The organism is Streptococcus mitis (assembly GCF_000722755.1).
GTDB lineage: Bacteria > Bacillota > Bacilli > Lactobacillales > Streptococcaceae > Streptococcus > Streptococcus mitis_CM.
Genome location: NZ_JPFY01000014.1, coordinates 14578 through 31667, shown reverse-complemented (window position 1 = coordinate 31667; position 17090 = coordinate 14578). Strand labels below are relative to the sequence as shown.

The 17090-nt window shown below is 40.2% G+C and carries 13 protein-coding genes and 3 pseudogenes; 15 read left to right on the top strand and 1 reads right to left on the bottom strand.

Annotated features, from left to right (window positions below; genetic code table 11):
• Positions 1 to 58 precede the first annotated feature (58 nt).
• Both SK578_RS08230 and scrK read left to right on the top strand, forming a co-directional pair.
• The gene (locus SK578_RS08230; RefSeq protein ID WP_042751597.1) at positions 59 to 1945 is read left to right on the top strand and encodes a sucrose-specific PTS transporter subunit IIBC; all 1887 of its coding nucleotides are present in this window, start codon (positions 59 to 61) and stop codon (positions 1943 to 1945) included.
• Between the two features lie 149 nt (positions 1946 to 2094).
• Positions 2095 to 2982 carry a fructokinase ScrK gene (scrK, locus tag SK578_RS08225; RefSeq protein ID WP_000164316.1) on the top strand — a complete coding sequence of 296 codons (888 nt, stop codon included), beginning with the start codon at positions 2095 to 2097 and terminating at the stop codon, positions 2980 to 2982.
• Positions 2983 to 3024: 42 nt separating this feature from the next.
• Here scrK and SK578_RS08220 read toward each other — a convergent pair whose 3' ends face one another.
• The gene (locus SK578_RS08220; RefSeq protein WP_000076168.1) at positions 3025 to 3642 is read right to left on the bottom strand and encodes a TVP38/TMEM64 family protein; all 618 of its coding nucleotides are present in this window, start codon (positions 3640 to 3642) and stop codon (positions 3025 to 3027) included.
• A gap of 131 nt (positions 3643 to 3773) precedes the next feature.
• Between SK578_RS08220 and SK578_RS08215 the strand changes: the two are divergent.
• The 13 genes and pseudogenes from SK578_RS08215 to SK578_RS08155 all read left to right on the top strand — a co-directional run bounded on the left by SK578_RS08215 (position 3774) and on the right by SK578_RS08155 (position 16859).
• A pseudogene (locus SK578_RS08215) lies at positions 3774 to 6419 on the top strand (DEAD/DEAH box helicase family protein).
• Positions 6420 to 6547: 128 nt separating this feature from the next.
• A complete protein-coding gene (locus tag SK578_RS08210) occupies positions 6548 to 9610 on the top strand; it encodes a type I restriction endonuclease (RefSeq protein WP_042751596.1) in 3063 nt (1020 codons plus the stop codon).
• The gene (locus SK578_RS08205) at positions 9610 to 11214 is read left to right on the top strand and encodes an HsdM family class I SAM-dependent methyltransferase (RefSeq protein ID WP_042751595.1); all 1605 of its coding nucleotides are present in this window, start codon (positions 9610 to 9612) and stop codon (positions 11212 to 11214) included. The genes SK578_RS08210 and SK578_RS08205 overlap by 1 nt, the downstream gene beginning before the upstream one ends.
• Positions 11207 to 12367 (top strand): restriction endonuclease subunit S, encoded by a 1161-nt coding sequence (locus tag SK578_RS08200; RefSeq protein WP_042751594.1) that lies wholly within the window; start codon positions 11207 to 11209, stop codon positions 12365 to 12367. The genes SK578_RS08205 and SK578_RS08200 overlap by 8 nt, the downstream gene beginning before the upstream one ends.
• 20 nt (positions 12368 to 12387) lie before the next feature.
• Positions 12388 to 13287 (top strand): ATP-binding protein, encoded by a 900-nt coding sequence (locus SK578_RS08195; protein ID WP_042751593.1) that lies wholly within the window; start codon positions 12388 to 12390, stop codon positions 13285 to 13287.
• Entirely contained in the window at positions 13281 to 13577 is a 297-nt protein-coding gene (locus SK578_RS08190) for an STAS-like domain-containing protein (protein WP_000256281.1), read from the top strand. The genes SK578_RS08195 and SK578_RS08190 overlap by 7 nt, the downstream gene beginning before the upstream one ends.
• A gap of 101 nt (positions 13578 to 13678) precedes the next feature.
• Positions 13679 to 13783 (top strand): annotated as a pseudogene (locus SK578_RS11280) (addiction module toxin RelE); the annotation flags it as partial.
• A pseudogene (locus tag SK578_RS08180) lies at positions 13776 to 14051 on the top strand (HigA family addiction module antitoxin); the annotation flags it as partial. The pseudogenes SK578_RS11280 and SK578_RS08180, both read left to right, overlap by 8 nt.
• A 165-nt stretch (positions 14052 to 14216) precedes the next feature.
• Positions 14217 to 14987: a Fic family protein gene (locus tag SK578_RS08175; RefSeq protein ID WP_042751591.1), complete on the top strand. Its 771-nt coding sequence runs from the start codon at positions 14217 to 14219 to the stop codon at positions 14985 to 14987.
• 313 nt (positions 14988 to 15300) lie between these two features.
• Entirely contained in the window at positions 15301 to 15705 is a 405-nt protein-coding gene (locus SK578_RS08170) for a YbgA family protein (RefSeq protein WP_042751590.1), read from the top strand.
• Positions 15689 to 16054, top strand: coding sequence for a TIGR02328 family protein (locus tag SK578_RS08165; RefSeq protein WP_042751589.1), 366 nt, complete (start codon positions 15689 to 15691; stop codon positions 16052 to 16054). The genes SK578_RS08170 and SK578_RS08165 overlap by 17 nt, the downstream gene beginning before the upstream one ends.
• A 156-nt stretch (positions 16055 to 16210) precedes the next feature.
• Complete coding sequence (locus SK578_RS08160) at positions 16211 to 16576, top strand: type II toxin-antitoxin system RelE/ParE family toxin (protein WP_042751588.1); 366 nt, start codon at positions 16211 to 16213, stop codon at positions 16574 to 16576.
• The gene (locus SK578_RS08155; RefSeq protein ID WP_000797746.1) at positions 16566 to 16859 is read left to right on the top strand and encodes a helix-turn-helix domain-containing protein; all 294 of its coding nucleotides are present in this window, start codon (positions 16566 to 16568) and stop codon (positions 16857 to 16859) included. Before SK578_RS08160 ends, SK578_RS08155 begins: the two co-directional genes overlap by 11 nt.
• Positions 16860 to 17090 lie beyond the last annotated feature (231 nt).

Sequence of the window (17090 nt, the reverse complement as noted above, 5' to 3'; positions counted from 1 at the left end):
GGGCGAATAAAATCGCTTTCAAACAAGAACAAAATTTTATATAAGGAGATTTTTGCAAATGAACAATCAGGAAATTGCAAAAAAAGTCATCGATGCCTTGGGTGGACGTGAAAATGTCAACAGTGTAGCTCACTGTGCGACTCGTCTTCGTGTCATGGTCAAAGATGAAGGAAAAATCAATAAAGAAGTGATTGAGAACTTGGAAAAAGTTCAAGGTGCTTTCTTTAACTCAGGTCAATACCAAATCATCTTTGGTACTGGTACAGTAAACAAAATGTACGATGAAGTTGTTGCACTTGGTTTACCAACATCATCTAAAGATGACATGAAAGCAGAAGCTGCTAAACAAGGGAACTGGTTCCAACGTGCTATCCGTACTTTCGGTGACGTTTTCGTTCCAATCATCCCAGTTATCGTAGCGACAGGTCTCTTCATGGGTGTGCGTGGTCTTTTCAATGCTCTTGAAATGCCACTTCCAGGAGACTTTGCAACTTACACACAAATCTTGACAGATACAGCCTTCATCATCTTGCCAGGTTTGGTTGTGTGGTCAACCTTCCGTGTATTCGGTGGAAATCCTGCCGTTGGTATCGTTCTTGGTATGATGCTTGTTTCTGGCTCACTTCCAAACGCTTGGGTAGTCGCTTCAGGTGGTGAAGTAACGGCTATGAACTTCTTTGGTTTCATCCCTGTTGTTGGTTTGCAAGGTTCCGTTCTTCCAGCCTTCATCATCGGGGTTGTCGGAGCAAAATTTGAAAAAGCTGTCCGCAAGGTCGTTCCAGATGTCATTGACCTCTTGGTAACACCATTTGTGACACTTTTGGTCATGTCTATCCTTGGACTCTTTGTCATCGGACCAGTCTTCCACATTGTTGAAAACTATATCCTTATCGCTACAAAAGCGATCCTCAGTATGCCATTTGGTCTTGGTGGTTTCTTGATTGGTGGGGTTCACCAATTGATCGTCGTGTCAGGTGTGCACCACATCTTCAACTTGCTTGAAGTGCAATTGCTTGCTGCTGACCATGCTAACCCATTCAACGCTATCATCACTGCGGCTATGACAGCTCAAGGTGCTGCGACTGTTGCGGTTGGTGTTAAAACTAAAAATCCAAAACTGAAAACACTTGCTTTCCCAGCTGCTCTTTCTGCCTTCCTCGGTATTACAGAGCCTGCTATCTTCGGGGTGAACTTGCGCTTCCGTAAACCATTCTTCCTCTCATTGATTGCTGGTGCAATCGGTGGTGGATTGGCTTCTATCCTTGGACTTGCTGGTAATGGTAGTGGTATCACCATCATCCCTGGTACAATGCTTTATGTTGGTAACGGACAACTTGCCCAATACCTTCTTATGGTAGCTGTATCATTTGCACTTGGTTTTGCTCTTACTTACATGTTTGGTTATGAGGATGAAAAAGAAGTTGCTACTGAAGTAGCGACAGAACGTTTGGTCCAAGAAGAAACAACTGGTAACATTCCAGCAGCTCTTCAAAATGAAACACTTGTAACTCCTATCGTTGGTGATGTTGTCGCTCTTGCGGATGTCAATGACCCAGTCTTCTCAAGTGGAGCTATGGGACAAGGTATCGCTGTGAAACCTAGCCAAGGCGTGGTCTATGCACCTGCTGATGCTGAAGTTTCAATTGCCTTTCCAACAGGACACGCTTTTGGTTTGAAAACAACTGATGGTGCTGAAGTTTTGATCCACGTTGGTATTGACACTGTATCTATGGATGGTGAAGGTTTTGAAGCAAAAGTTGCTCAAGGTGACAAGGTTAAAGCTGGCGATGTTCTTGGAACATTTGACTCAAACAAAATCGCTGCAGCGGGACTTGATGATACAACAATGGTAATCGTTACAAATACAGCTGACTACGCTTCAGTAGCTCCAGTCGCAACAGGTTCAGTTGCGAAGGGGGATGCTGTGATCGAAGTGAAAATCTAATCAATCCTCTCTAATGTGAAAACGAACAAATGACATGTTTGTTCGTTTTTGCTTGAATGGTAAGATTTACAGAGGAAAATCTAAAAAATAGAGAAATTTAGACTTTCGAAATATGCTATAATAAAGAAAATAAAAACAAGAGGTTTATCATGACAAAATTATATGGAAGCTTGGAAGCGGGCGGTACAAAGTTTGTCTGTGCTGTCGGTGATGAAAACTTTAACGTTGTAGAAAAAACACAATTTCCAACAACAACTCCAATCGAAACAATCGATAAAACCATTGAGTTCTTCTCGAAATTCGATAACCTTGCTGGTCTTGCAGTTGGTTCATTTGGTCCAATTGATATTGATAAAAACTCAAAAACTTATGGCTTTATCACAACGACTCCAAAACCAAACTGGGCAAATGTGGACTTGCTTGGTGCCCTTCGTCGCGCCCTAAACGTGCCAATGTACTTTACTACAGACGTAAACAGCTCTGCTTATGGTGAAGTGGTTGCCCGTAATAATGCTGGTGGCCGTATCGAAAACTTGGTTTACTACACAATCGGTACAGGTATCGGTGCTGGTGTTATCCAACGTGGTGAGTTTATCGGTGGTGTGGGTCACCCTGAAATGGGTCATTACTATGTGGCTAGACACCCAATGGATATTGAAAAAGAATTCAATGGTGTTTGTCCATTCCACAAAGGCTGTTTGGAAGGCTATGCAGCTGGTCCAAGTTTGGAAGCTCGTACAGGTGTTCGTGGGGAAAACATTGAACTCAATAATCCTGTTTGGGATGTTCAAGCCTACTATATCGCTCAAGCTGCGGTCAATGCGACAGTGACTTTCCGCCCAGACGTGATTGTCTTTGGTGGAGGGGTCATGGCTCAACAACACATGCTGGACCGTGTCCGTGAGAAATTTACATCTCTTCTCAACGGTTACCTACCAGTACCTGATGTGCGTGACTACATCGTCACTCCAGCAGTCGCAGGAAATGGTTCTGCCACACTTGGAAACTTTGTCCTTGCAAAAGAAGTTTCAAAATAAAGCACAAAATCCGCTTGGGAAACCAAACGGATTTTTTATGTGTCAAAGCATTTGCCAGAAAAAGTCAATAATATAGGTCAGACCGTAGGTATAAACCACGAGGGTAAAGGGCTTGGTCAGAATGATGATGGTCATATAGCGCTTGAAGCTCATCTTGGTCAGGGCAGCCAGCATGCAGAGAAAGTCAGCTGGACTAATGGGCCAAATCATCATAAAAATAAAGAAACGGTCAAAACGATTGCCCTTATCCAGCCAACCGATATACTTGTCATAGGTGCGCTTGCTGACGACGGACTGGACAAAGGCAGCCCCATAGAGGCGCACCAGATAAAAGATAATGGCACAGCCAATCACGATGCCGATATAGTTATAGATTGTCCCGATGATGTGACCGTAGATAAAGACCCCAGCCACCGAGGTCAAGGCCCCAGGAATGATAGGGACGACAGTCTGTAAAATCTGTAAAAAGATAAAGAGAGGTGGACCCCAGATACCTGCCTGCTGGATAAAAGCAGAGAGGGTTTCCTTAGACTGTAAAATCCCAGCCTGATAAGCCCAAATACAGAAAATCAAACTCCCGACTCCCCCGACGATAGATGAGATATTGATGACTTGCTGTAGAAGGGGAGAAACAGCTTTCATTTGTTTATCCTGTGACATGTAAACTCCTCATAGATAGTATATTTCTACTATACCATAATTTACGGTTTTAAACTATCTGAGTGTCTAGAGGTAGAATAATTATGGTAAAATGGAAATAATCAAATGCTAAATTAGATTGAGGAAGAATCATGTTGGGATTAAAGTTTAATGGGACTTGGCGCAACTACCAAAAACAGGTCTTGGACAACTTCCAAGAATACCAAGCAGATGGGCATGTTCACTTGGTGGCAGCACCAGGTTCAGGGAAAACAACTATAGGGATCGAGTTGATTGCCCGCTTTGATAAGCCTGCTCTCGTTTTGGTACCGACGGTGACCATCCGAGAACAATGGGTGGATAGGATTCGCCAGGCCTTTTTAGAGGATGAGAACCAGGTCACAAGTCTCGTGTCTCAAAATCTCAAGGACATGAAGCAAATCACCATCGCTACCTACCAAGCCTTTCACAGTGCTATGCAACAGGTGCAATCTCAAGAAGATAATGGGGAGGTTGAGGACTTTATAGGCTTTGACCTGCTTGGCAGACTCAAGGAAAGGGGTGTAGAAACTCTCTGTCTGGACGAATGCCATCACTTGAGAAATGAATGGTGGAAAAGTCTAGAAGACTTCCGTAAAAACTACCAGCAACTGCAAGTCATCTCTCTCACTGCGACACCGCCTTATGACAGTGAACCAGAACTCTGGGATCGTTATCTCCAGATGTGTGGGGAGATTGACCAAGAAATCACAGTGCCAGAACTGGTTAAGGAAGACACTCTTTGCCCTCATCAGGACTTTGTCTATATCTGTTTTCCGACCAAGGAAGAGGACAAGCGCTTGGAAGAGTTTGAAGACACCAAGTGGCAGTATGTCAGTCAACTAGTCCTTGATCCTGACTTTCAAGAGTTGATTCGGAGTTCCAAGGTTCTCAAAGGGGAAATTTCTGCAGATATTCTTCTTGAAGATCCCAAGTATCTCTCAGCGCTCCTCATTTATCTACAAGCGCAAAAACAGGAAATACCCAAGCATCTACGAGATTTACTGGGAGCTGAAGGCTTGCCTGCTCTCAATTATTATTGGTTAGAAGTTCTCTTGCAAGGCCTTCTCTATCAGACTCCTGACTGGTATGAGGATCCGCAGGAGACAAAGAAAAAGATAGAAGCAGAACTGAAATCAAGAGGACTGATTGAAAAACGTCAGGTTTTCTTGGTCAAATCCAAGGCCAATGACCAAATCCTCAACCAATCTCTAGGAAAACTAGTTGGGATTGCATCTATCTTTGAAACCGAGTATGCCAGTCTAGGAAAGGACTTGAGACAGTTGGTCTTGGCGGACTATATCCGTAAGGATTTTGCCAGTTATCTGGGAGATGACCAAGCACCAATCACGCAATTAGGTGTCCTCCCTTACTTTGAAACCATTCGCAGAAGTGCACAAAAGCAGGGCTTGTCTGTCCCGATAGCAGTCCTTTCTGGTAGTGTCGTGATCATACCTGCTAGTGTCAAGGCAGAACTTGAAGCAATCATCCCAAACACTAGCTTAAGCTTCTCTGCCATTGGAAAACTCGATCAAGGTACTTATCTCCAAGTAGGCTTTCCATCCAGCTTTAAGGGGATGGTCGCAGCAGTGACCGAGCTCTTCCAACGTGGTTCTATCTAGGTCTTGGTCGGAACCAAGTCTCTCTTGGGAGAAGGATGGGATGCCCCTTGCGTCAACTCTCTCATCCTCGGAAGTTTTGTCGGAAGCTTTATGCTCAGCAATCAAATGCGGGGCCGTGCCATTCGTATCTGGTCAGGACATCCAGATAAGACCAGCAATATCTGGCACCTAGTAGCCATCAAACCTTACAAAAATCCAGTCTTTTCTAAGGAGGATCAAGAAGAACAAGACCTCAATCCTTATCAGGACCTACAAACTCTTGCCCGTCGTATGGACCATTTCCTTGGCTTGTCCTATAAGGAAGATACAATTGAAACAGGTTTGGACCGCTTAAACTTTCCTGAGTTTCCATTTAAGAAAAAGAAACTCGAAGACTATAACGAGAAGATCATGGAACTATCCAAGGATCGCGCCTCCTTACGTAAAAAATGGCAGGAATCTCTCATTGTTGCTGATAAGATTGAGATTGTCAATGAAGTTGCGACCGACAGCAAACGAATCCCTCTGCTCGCCCTAGCGGATGCTGAAAAGTGGCTTCGCTATGCTCGGATGGTATTTGCCATTAGTCTCCTAGCTTATGTCGTTCGACTAACCTTCTTTGCCTTGCCATGGTTGACAGCTCTTTGTGTCCTCTTCCTAGCTATCACAGCCTTTCGCTATTACAGCTACAAGAGTCCTTATAAACGCTTGCGCCAGATTGGTGAAGCTATTCGCAAAGTCATGGTGACTGCCGGGCATTTGTCTGATGACCAGTCGCGCGTGCAGGTCGAGGAGGAAAAGGAAAGCTTTAACGTATTTGCCTATCTAAAAGGTGGCAGCATGCGAGATAAGGAGCTCTTTTCAAAGGTTTTAGGAGAATTCTTTGCTCCCGTGGACAATCAACGCTACCTCTTAGTAGCTAAAAAAGCACCAGCAGGTCAGTCCAAGTATTTTGTGGTTCCTAGCCTTTTTGAAAAACGCAAGGAAGATGCCCAGCTCTTCCTAGATGCCGTCGCACCATATCTGGGCAACTACCAACTCGTTTACACCCGCAACGAAGTAGGGAGAAAAATCCTGCTAGAAGCTCGACTCAAATCTCTAGCCAACAAAAACGACCGCATCATTACTAAGAAAAAGGTCAAAAGTGATTTGAAATAGAAGGAAGTGAGCGTTTTCTGGCCGGAACATGATATAATAGATAATTAACTATGAGACAAATTGAAGAGATAGTCTGAAAGATATTGTTAGTAAAAATAGACAGTTCTGACTAGCAAAAGGAAGTTTTTATGGCAAGACGAAAAGATTTTTCTGAATTAACAAGAGTACAAATCCCAGCAGCTCTGCATCTCATGCGTATGGGCTATACCTATCTTCCTCGCAATGGGAAGGAAATTGCAGAAAGAGATCCAGATACCAATATTCTTGTATCTGTTTTTAAGGAGCAATTTTTAACATTTAATAACTATTTAACAGATGAAGATTTTGAGAGAGAATTGGCCAATATCAAGCTGGAACTGGATCAAAATGATTTAGGGCGCTCCTTCTTTAAAAGGATACAGGGACAAGAAGGTGCTGTTTATATCGATTGGGAAAATCCTGAAGCCAATACCTTCCATCTGGCGCTTGAAGTCACTTGTCAAAATGGGCAAGATGAATTTCGTCCAGATATAGTTGTATTTATCAATGGACTTCCTCTTTCTTATATCGAAGTTAAACAACCCAATGCTATCCGAGATGGAAAGACAGGGATTCAGTCAGAACAGGACAGAACCAGATACCGTTTTGAAAATCGTAAGTTCCGTCGTTTTAACAATATTACTCAATTGATAGCTCTATCTGATAATTTGCCTTATATCAGTGGCCAAGGTCAACAAAAACAGGGTTCTTACTACGGTTCAAATGCCTATTCAAAAACCAAGTTTAATGCTTTCAAGGAAGAAAGAGAAGTAGATTTTCTGAATTCAATTGTACCTTTAAGAGATGAACAAATTGATTTCGTCCTTGAAGATGTGAAGCGTTTTGCTCTCAAATCTCAACCAGAATTTACAACAAACTTACAGCCCAACACTCCCTGCAATACTTTCTTATCATCTTTGTATCAAAAAGAACGCCTGCTTTTCATGCTTCATTTTGGGCTGGTTTATGTAGAGGAAGAAAGCAAGGAAGGTCATATACAATTGCAGAAGCATGTCATGCGCTATCCGCAGTATTTTGCAACTCGTGCTATCGAAGAAACCATCGCAAAAGGTGTCAAAAAAGGTGTTATCTGGCATACACAGGGCTCAGGTAAGACTGCCCTGGCTTTCTTCAATATCCGCTATCTGACCAATTATTTTTCAAAACAGGGGATTGTTCCGCAGTTTTACTTTGTTGTTGATCGCCTGGATTTGGCAGACCAAGCCTTTAAGGAATTTACCAAAAGAGGTCTAAAAGTTAAGCGCATCAACAATCCTCGAGAACTCAATCAAAAACAAGATGGTTATGATGTCGCCGTTGTCAATATCCAGAAGTTCAAAGATGATTCAGACCTGACCGATCGCTCTGGCTATGATCTCAATCGTCAAAATATCTACTTTATCGATGAAGCTCACCGCTCTTATAACGAACGAGGTTCCTACCTGCCAAATCTCTATCAGGCAGATACCAATGCGATCAAGATTGCCTTGACTGGGACCCCCTTGATTACCTACAAGAAAGATGGTAAGACCAAGGAAAGTCATGCGACCACACGTGATATTTTTGGGGATTATATCCATAAATACTACTACAACCAGTCTATAGATGATGGTTTTACCTTGCGTCTCATGCGAGAAGATATCGAGACGTCCTATAAAGATAATCTCAGAGCCATCAATGAAGAAATCCAACGTGGTGATTTATCCAAAGAAGATATCTTTGCTCATCCGCACTATGTGGAACCAATGCTTGATTTTATTCTGGAGGACTTTAATCGTGCGCGCGGTCTGATTTTTGATGACCAGTCTATTGGTGGTATGATTGTCTGTGATTCGTCCAAGCAGGCGCGTGAGCTTGAAAAGCAGTTAGAAGAACGACGAAAGGCTGGAACAACCAACTTGACCTCTGCTCTCATCCTCCATGATGAGGGAGACAAGGAAGAGAAAAAGGAAAAGGTGGATGCCTATAAAGAAGGTAAGATTGACCTCATTATCGTCTATTCGATGCTCCTGACAGGTTTTGATGCGCCTCGCCTCAAGCGTCTCTATCTAGGTCGCAAGATTAAGGCTCATAACCTTCTCCAGACTTTGACTCGTGTGAATCGTCCTTACAAGGACTATCTCTTTGGCTATGTAGTTGATTTTGCGGATATTTCTAAAGAATTTGACAAGACTAATCGTGCTTATCTGGAAGAACTCAATCAAGAGTATGATACAAGCCTGACTGGGGAAAATGGAGAGGATGTGTTTGGCTCGCTCTTTGTGCCAGCTGAGGAAATTTCTCAGGAACTAAGCAAGACAGAGCGCATCCTAATGGACTATCCAACCTCTAATCTAGAGTTCTTTTCTCAATCAATTGATGATATCAAGGATAGAAAGCAACTAAATGAACTACGAAAAGCTTTGGAATCGGTTAAGCAGTACTATAATATCGCCCGCTTACTCGGTTATGACCATTTGATTAAGCAGATTGATATTGCTCAGATTGCAACCCTGCTCAATGTCATCTCAAGACGCTTGCTGACCTTGTCACTGATAGATAAGCCAGATGACTTTTCTAGTCGCACTCTTTTAAATCTTGCCATGTCTGAGACCAGTTTTAGTTTTGTCAAGATTGCGGAGGAAGAACTCCGTCTAGCAGCCAATGACCTAGAAGATTTGAAGCGTCGAGTTGCTGGAGGCATCATAAAACAGCGTGATGAGAAAGATCCTGAGTGGGTCTCTCTCTACGAAGAATTCCAGCGCATCATGAAAAAGCATCTGATTCATGGGCAAGAAGGCTATACTATGGAAAACATCAAAGAAATCCAAAAGGAGTATGAAGACCTCTTTAAGTCAGTGGAAGATTATCATACTCATATGAGACGTTTGACGATGAATTTTGGCGGAGATGAAATGGCGGCGCGTTCCTATAAACACGTGACCAACTCGACTATGGTAAGCGAGTACCCAGCAGTTTATCATGTCATTAAAGATTCTAAAGTTGTACTGGACCACAAAATCGGTCAAAATCAAGGAGTACTTGATAATGAGGACTTCTTCAAGAAATTGATTCGAGAAGTAGCCCGAATTGCAATGAAAACCAACCAATCTGCAAGTGATTTGACAAGACAGGTTTTTAACGATATCGTCGAGTCGTTATTTGAAGGATATGAAGAGGAATACCAACACTAATGAATGAAACATATAAAGTCCAAGTCCAAGACTTGGTAGATGATTTGAAAGCGGTCTTTACCCATGCAGGACTAGGAGGAGAAGCGGGTGAGTACAAACTCCTCACCCAGTCCTTCCTCTACAAGTTTTTAAATGATAAGTTTTTATATCAAGCCAAGGTGCTGGATGAATCCAACACTTATGAAAACTTGTTAGCAATGAGTGAAGATGACTATGACTGGCTCTTGGAGGATATCGGTACCAGTACGGCTTGGCTCAAGCCAGACCAGTTGATAGAAACGCTTCACCGTCAGCAAAATGAAGCGACTTTCTACGAGAGTTTTGAAAATACCCTCAACCAGATCGCCATTGATAATAACGATATCTTCTCTGTGCATACAGACGGAGATACGGCTATTCGTCTCTTTGACGAGCGTTTGATTACAGATACCATCTCAGATAGTAGTAAGCGTAACGAAGTGGCAAAAGCCATCATCAATCTCCTTGCACGCGTCAAGTTTGATGAGACTATTTTTTCACAAGGCTTCGACTTTTTCTCTACTCTCTTTGAGTATATGATCAAGGACTACAACAAAGACGGTGGTGGCAAGTATGCCGAGTACTACACGCCTCACTCAGTGGCTAAGATTATTGCTGATATTCTTGTGGGAAATGACCAGCCATCAAACGTGCGTATCTATGACCCGTCTGCTGGTTCTGGAACCTTGCTTATGAACCTGGCTAGTCGCATCGGTGTCGATAAGACCACTGTCTATAGTCAGGATATCTCGCAAAAGTCATCCAATCTCCTCCGTCTCAATCTGATTTTGAACGGACTGCAACATTCCATACATAATATTGTACAGGGGAATACCATTATCGCTAACCGTCATCCTGAAAAGATGGACTATATCGTGTCTAATCCTCCTTTCAAGCTGGACTTTTCAGAGTGGCGTGACCAAGTGGAGACCTTGCCAGAAGCCAGTGAGCGTTTCTTTGCAGGGGTTCCAAAGGTTCCAGCCAAGTCCAAGGACAAGATGGCGATTTACGAGCTCTTTATTCAGCATATCATCTACTCCTTGAAGCCAGACGGTCAAGCAGCTGTTGTCTTGCCGACAGGATTTATCACTGCCCAGTCAGGGATTGACAAGACCATCCGCCAACACTTGGTGGATAATCAAATGCTGGCAGGTGTTGTTTCCATGCCGTCTAATATCTTTGCGACAACAGGAACCAACGTTTCCATCCTCTTTATCGATAAGAAAAACAAGGGCGAAGTCGTCCTCATTGATGCCTCAAACCTCGGAACCAAGGTCAAGGAAGGCAAGAACCAAAAGACCGTGCTCTCTCCAGAAGAAGAGCAAAAGATCGTCGAGACCTTTATCAAGAAGGAAGCCGTCGAGGACTTTTCAGTCACTGTTTCTTATGAGGACATCAAGGAGAAAAACTACTCTCTTAGCGCAGGCCAATACTTTGACATCAAGATTGACTATGTGGATATCACAGCAGAAGAGTTTGAAGCTAGGATGACCGCCTTTCAAAACAAACTCTCAGACCTCTTCCAGCAATCGCATGCTTTGGAGCAGGAGATTGAAGAGCAAATGAAGGGGATCAAGTATGAGTGAGAAACTTAGTGATGTTGTGACAATAATTAGTGGAGGAACTCCAAAAACAAGTGTAAAAGAATTTTGGGATGGAGACATTGATTGGTTGGCTGTAGCAGATTTTAATTCATCAAATCGCTATGTTAATTCTGCATCTAAAAAAATTACTGAGTTAGGTTTGAACAATAGTAATACAAAGATGTTAGAAAAAGGCGATTTGATAATTTCTGCTAGAGGAACAGTTGGAGCAATTGCTCAGTTAACTAAACCAATGGCATTTAACCAATCGTGTTTTGGATTACGAGGAAAGAAAGATAAGTTAGATACAGATTATTTATATTATTGGCTAAAAAATTATGTTGATGTTTTACTTAACAAAAGTCAAGGAAGTGTATTTAACACAATAAATTTATCAACATTTGATGATATTAAAATTGAGCTTCCTAGTATTGCTGACCAGCGTAAAATCTCTAATTTATTAACTTTGTTAGATGATAAGATTCAAACCAACAACCAAATCAACCAAGAGTTGGAAGCCATGTCCAAGACCCTCTATGACTACTGGTTTGTGCAGTTTGATTTCCCAGACCAGAATGGCAAACCCTACAAATCATCAGGCGGAAAGATGGTCTATAACCCAGAACTTAAACGCGAAATCCCAGAGGGATGGGGAGTGGAGAAGTTGAAGTATTTTCTCACAATTAAAAATGGTAAAGATCATAAGCACTTGCAAGATGGTAAGTTTGCTGTATATGGTTCAGGTGGGATTATGAGAACAGTTGCAGACTATTTGTATTCAGGAGAATCAATTCTCTTTCCAAGAAAAGGTACATTAAATAATGTAATGTACGTAAATGAGGAATTTTGGACTGTAGATACGATGTTTTATTCAGAAGTTAATAAAAATAATTCTGCACTGTATGTATTCTATTCAGTAAAAGATATTGATTTTAATAAATTAAATACAGGAACGGGAGTCCCGAGTATGACTTCTTCAATTTTATATGACTTAAATATAATTGTTCCTGAAGAAAATATTTTAGAAAAATTCAATACGATAGTTAAACAAAACTATGAAACAATCAAATTAAATAATATTCAAAACCAAGAACTTACCCAACTTCGCGATTGGCTCTTGCCAATGCTGATGAATGGACAGGTAAAGGTGGAGTAGGGGAAAGAAAAGAGGAATAAATGGATACGATTGTACTTCCTAAGCATTTAAATAAAGAATCAATCAGAGAGGTTGTTATTAAATTTAGAGATTACGTAACTAATTCAGAAATTGGTTCAGAGATTAAAATTGATATGAGAAGAATTGAATTCTCTGAACCTTCTGGCATGGTTTCCTTGAGTAATATTATTAAATGGGCTGAAAAAAACAAGAAGATAGAGGTTACATTTGTTGTTGATACTGATACTGACAATGTTAAAAATAGAGAAGTGATGGATTATTTATCTGATTGTGGATTCTTTAAGAATTTTGGTCAAGAGGATATTTTTAAAAAGCCTAATTTACGAACTACAACATTGACTTTGAAGCATGTTGAAACAAGTAGAATTAATCAATGGAAACAATCAGATCTCATGATATGGTTGCAGAAACAGACGAAGAGAAAAAATGATTTTTCATCAATTTGTGTAGCTATTGACGAGATATTTAATAATATATCTGATCATTCAACTGAAAAGATAGGTTGTATCTTTGGCCAGCACTATCCAAAAAAGAACGAAATCATTATTTCAGTATCAGATTTTGGTGTGGGAATACCGACGACTATTCGTGAAAAATTTAATGGAGATTTATCGGATGATAAATTGATAGAATATGCACTACAGGAGGGAGTTTCTTCTCAATCAGTACCACAAAATAGAGGTGCAGGCTTGTCTAATATAATGAATACTTTAACAAAAAATGAAGTTTCTAGAGTGACAATTCTTTCAAATTGTGGTATGATTGAAATATTTAACAACGAAATTGTTAAATCAAAATCTTTTAGTGAGTCATATCCAGGTACTTTTTTCGAATTAGTAATTGATGTGTCTAATGAACATCTATATGACTTAGAAGAAGAGGAGGAATTTTCATGGTAACGATTGAAGTGAAAAATATTGTGAACAATTATTCAGATAATCAATCGGGTCTTATTATACTTGATAAAATAAAAAGAGCATTTGAAGCGAATCAAACAGTCGTTGTATCGTTTGAATCGGTTCCATATGTAAGTACGTCTTTTGTTAATTCAGCATTTATTAATTTATTAAGTGATTATTCATTTGAGCGAATTAGAGAAGATTTAAAAATTATTAATTCAAATTCGCAAATTAATTCTTTAATTAAAAATCGATTTGCATTTGAAACATCAAAAATTGCAGTAGTTTAGAATCAGTGTAAGAGAACCAGCCAAATTTATGTTTGGTTGGTTTTTATTTTCAAAAGATGCTACAATTAAATTACATAAAAGATAATTTAATTTTAACAAATAGGTTGATTGTAGAATTTTGTGAAGAGGATTTAGAAAAGGTATTTCCAAATTCCGTTGAAATCGAAATCCTAAAAATAGAGGAGGTCAGCAATCACTATGACTAATAAAATTATTGAATCTAAAGACCTGATTGCTTTTCATCCAGGTCAGTATGTTGAAGAGTTGATTAAAGAGTATAACGTAACGCAAAAAGAATTTGCAGAGCGTTTAGGAATTTCTGAAATGAAGCTCGGTAAATTAGTGAATGGTGAGGAATCAATTAGTAATGATATTGCTCGGAAGTTAGCAAAGATTACTAATATTTCGATAATAACTTGGCTCAATCTTCAAAATGCCTACGATGTAAAAATTGCGGAGATTGTAAAGCAAAAATGAGCTTGTCTAAGACTCCGAGTAATCAATTCCTGATACAGTCTTTTATTCACATCAAGAGATAGTTTTATAAGAAATGACAATTTACAGGAAAATCTAACTAGTCTAATATGGTAGAATAGAATATAAAGATTTTACTTAAAGTTTTGTCTAGAAAGGAAAACCATGACACCGACTTATGAAATTGATAATCCCAGCCTCTCTTATCAGACCAAGTTAGACTTATGGGAAACGGGATTTGGTTTACAAAAGGTAGATAATCTAGAGCCGTCGCTGTATATGAGAGAGCTAGCAGAGCAAAATTCTCAAGGAAAGTTGACTTATCAAGAAGTTTATGACCAAGTAACGACTTATCACCAAGAGAAGGATGATAGTACAAGAGAAGCAGACCTTGTTGCTATGAGAATTGTGGAACTCTTGTCTTCTAATGCCTTTAAATTTGCTCCAACAACATTGAAATTGATTCATAGAGAACTTTTCTTTGGTCTCTTACCACATGGCATTCCCTTGGGAGAATACCGCTCTTACAACATTACAAAAAGTGAGGCTGTTTTAAATGGAGACAGTGTCATTTATGATGATTTTCGTACGGTAGCAGATAGTTTGGCCTATGATTTTCAGCAGGAAAGTCAATTTGACTATCAAGGAAAATCCGAGATTGAGGTAGTGAAGCATATCAAGACTTTTATTTCAGGTATTTGGCAAATTCATCCTTTTGGAGAAGGAAATACTCGAACCATAACAGTATTTTTGATTAAGTACCTTAGAACTATGGGATTTCAAGTAGACAATAAACCCTTCCAAGAAAATGCAAAGTATTTTCGAGATGCTCTTGTTCTAGACAATGCGAAGCTATTCCAGAAAAAAACAGAATATTTGGAACGATTTTTTGAAAATCTCTTATTAGCTGGGCAACATGATTTAGAAATAGACTAAGAGATGAACGGTTTATTGTGCATTTTAAGTTAGAAATTATTCCCTCTTTTGAGGATGGGAACGGTCGTATGGGGCGGATGGGTTAGAGTCTTATCTTATAGAGCATTACCAGATAATAAATGCAGTAGCACAAGAATTGACAGGATTGAGTGCAGCAACCATTCGTCGTTATCTCCAACTATTTGTAAATCAAGGTTTATTAGAAAAATCAGGCTCTACAAAAAACACTCTTTATTCGCTCATAATTCGCTCATTTTTAAGATATAACTTTGTTTCCATATTTCCGGGGAACTAGTAGAAAGTAAGGAGAAATATGGAAAATAACAACCAACGTGCCCTTTGTCAGCAACTCTGGGCGAGAAACAAATACCTCGTTTTGAGTCATTCCAGCAATATTTACAATGAGATCCGCCAATACTTGAAGAATGAAGAGGTGGAGGTAAGTCATGTTCAAGAACTGATCGATCGTGCCTGTCAGATTCCAGAACACAGGGGTCAGGTTTGCAATACCTTTCAGCATATTTGGGGATATTTCAAGAAGAAAGCAACGGAGACTGAACGCAAGGATTATATGTTTTTACTGGAGCGTTATCACTCTGGTCATGCCACCCAAGAAGACTTAATTGCTAAGACGAGAGACTTGCTTGATCGTTATCCAAATACCTACTTGCAACATTCGACTTTACTGAAAGGAGATTGTCATGAGACTTTGGCATGAGGCTTTGATTTCACAGCTTCCTCGTCCTCAACTATTGGGGCAACATCGAGAGTGTTGCGCCCTGCGTGGCAATGGCTGGGGCAGAAAGCATGCGACGGTGGACTATGTCTTTACCCACTCGCCCTATCGTCTCTATGCCTATCATGACTTGATTATGGAGGAGATGGTTAAACGAGGCTTTAAGGTCAGTCCAGAGTGGTTGGATAAAAACTATCGTGGTAAGATTTGTCCTTCTTATGAGGATTTACCTGAGGAGACTTTGACGAGCCCTATTTACAAGGAACACGATGCTGCCTACTTTGAGGAGTGCCTGGACAATCTCCGAGAGAAGGGGATCGAGCTGGAATAATAGTAAGGATTGTCTTAGATTTGTAACTCTTTTCGTAATTTTTTCGAATAATAAAGATGAGACCTTTAGAGTTTTTCTAAGGTCTTCTTTTTATGAGTGTTCAGATTTACTTTTAATAACTTTTGAGTTATAATTGAATTAGAAAGAGGTTGGTTGGTGCATACGATTTACTTCTATAAGGACAAAAATGGAAACGAGCCAGTTTTGGATTATATGAGAGAATTGGCTAGTCAGAAAAGTAAGGATAGTCGCATCAAACTCAATAAACTAAATGACTATATCGAGTTGCTTAGTCAGCATGGGACGAGAGCTGGGGAACCCTATATCAAACATTTGGAAGATGAGATTTGGGAACTAAGACCACTGAGAGATCGAATTTTATTTGTAGCATGGGTTGATGGTAGTTTTGTTCTTTTACATCATTTTGTCAAAAAGACTCAGAAAACTCCTAGAAGAGAAATTGAAAAAGCCAAGCGTGAACTGAAGGACTTAAAAGAAAGAGGGTTAAGTGATGAAGAATAGTGCCATTGGGAGTAATTGGAAGGATGTCCGGTCTGAACTATTTACTAAGGAGGAAATCCTTGAAAGTGATATGCGAGTGGCTATTATGAGTGAGCTGATTGAGGCTAGGCATGAACAAGGAATCAGTCAGAAAAAGCTGGAAGAACTTAGTGGAGTAAGCCAGCCTGTCATAGCTAGGATGGAAACAGGCAAGACTAGTCCTCAGTTGGATACGGTTTTAAAAGTTCTAGCCAGTTTAGGAAAGACATTAGCAGTCGTCCCACTCGAACAGAGAAAGAGTTGATTAGAGTAGACTTATACTCAATGAAAATCAAAGAGCAAACTAGGAAACTAGCCGCAGGCTGTACTTGAGTACGGCAAGGCGACGTTGACGCGGTTTGAATTTGATTTTCGAAGAGTATTATAGTCTTTTCTAATAACAAGTCATAGTCACGTATAAGAATTACTAATAACACGTTTGAAGAGCCTAACTGAAATATTGTTAAAAAACAAGCTACACAAAGGATTTGAGTCA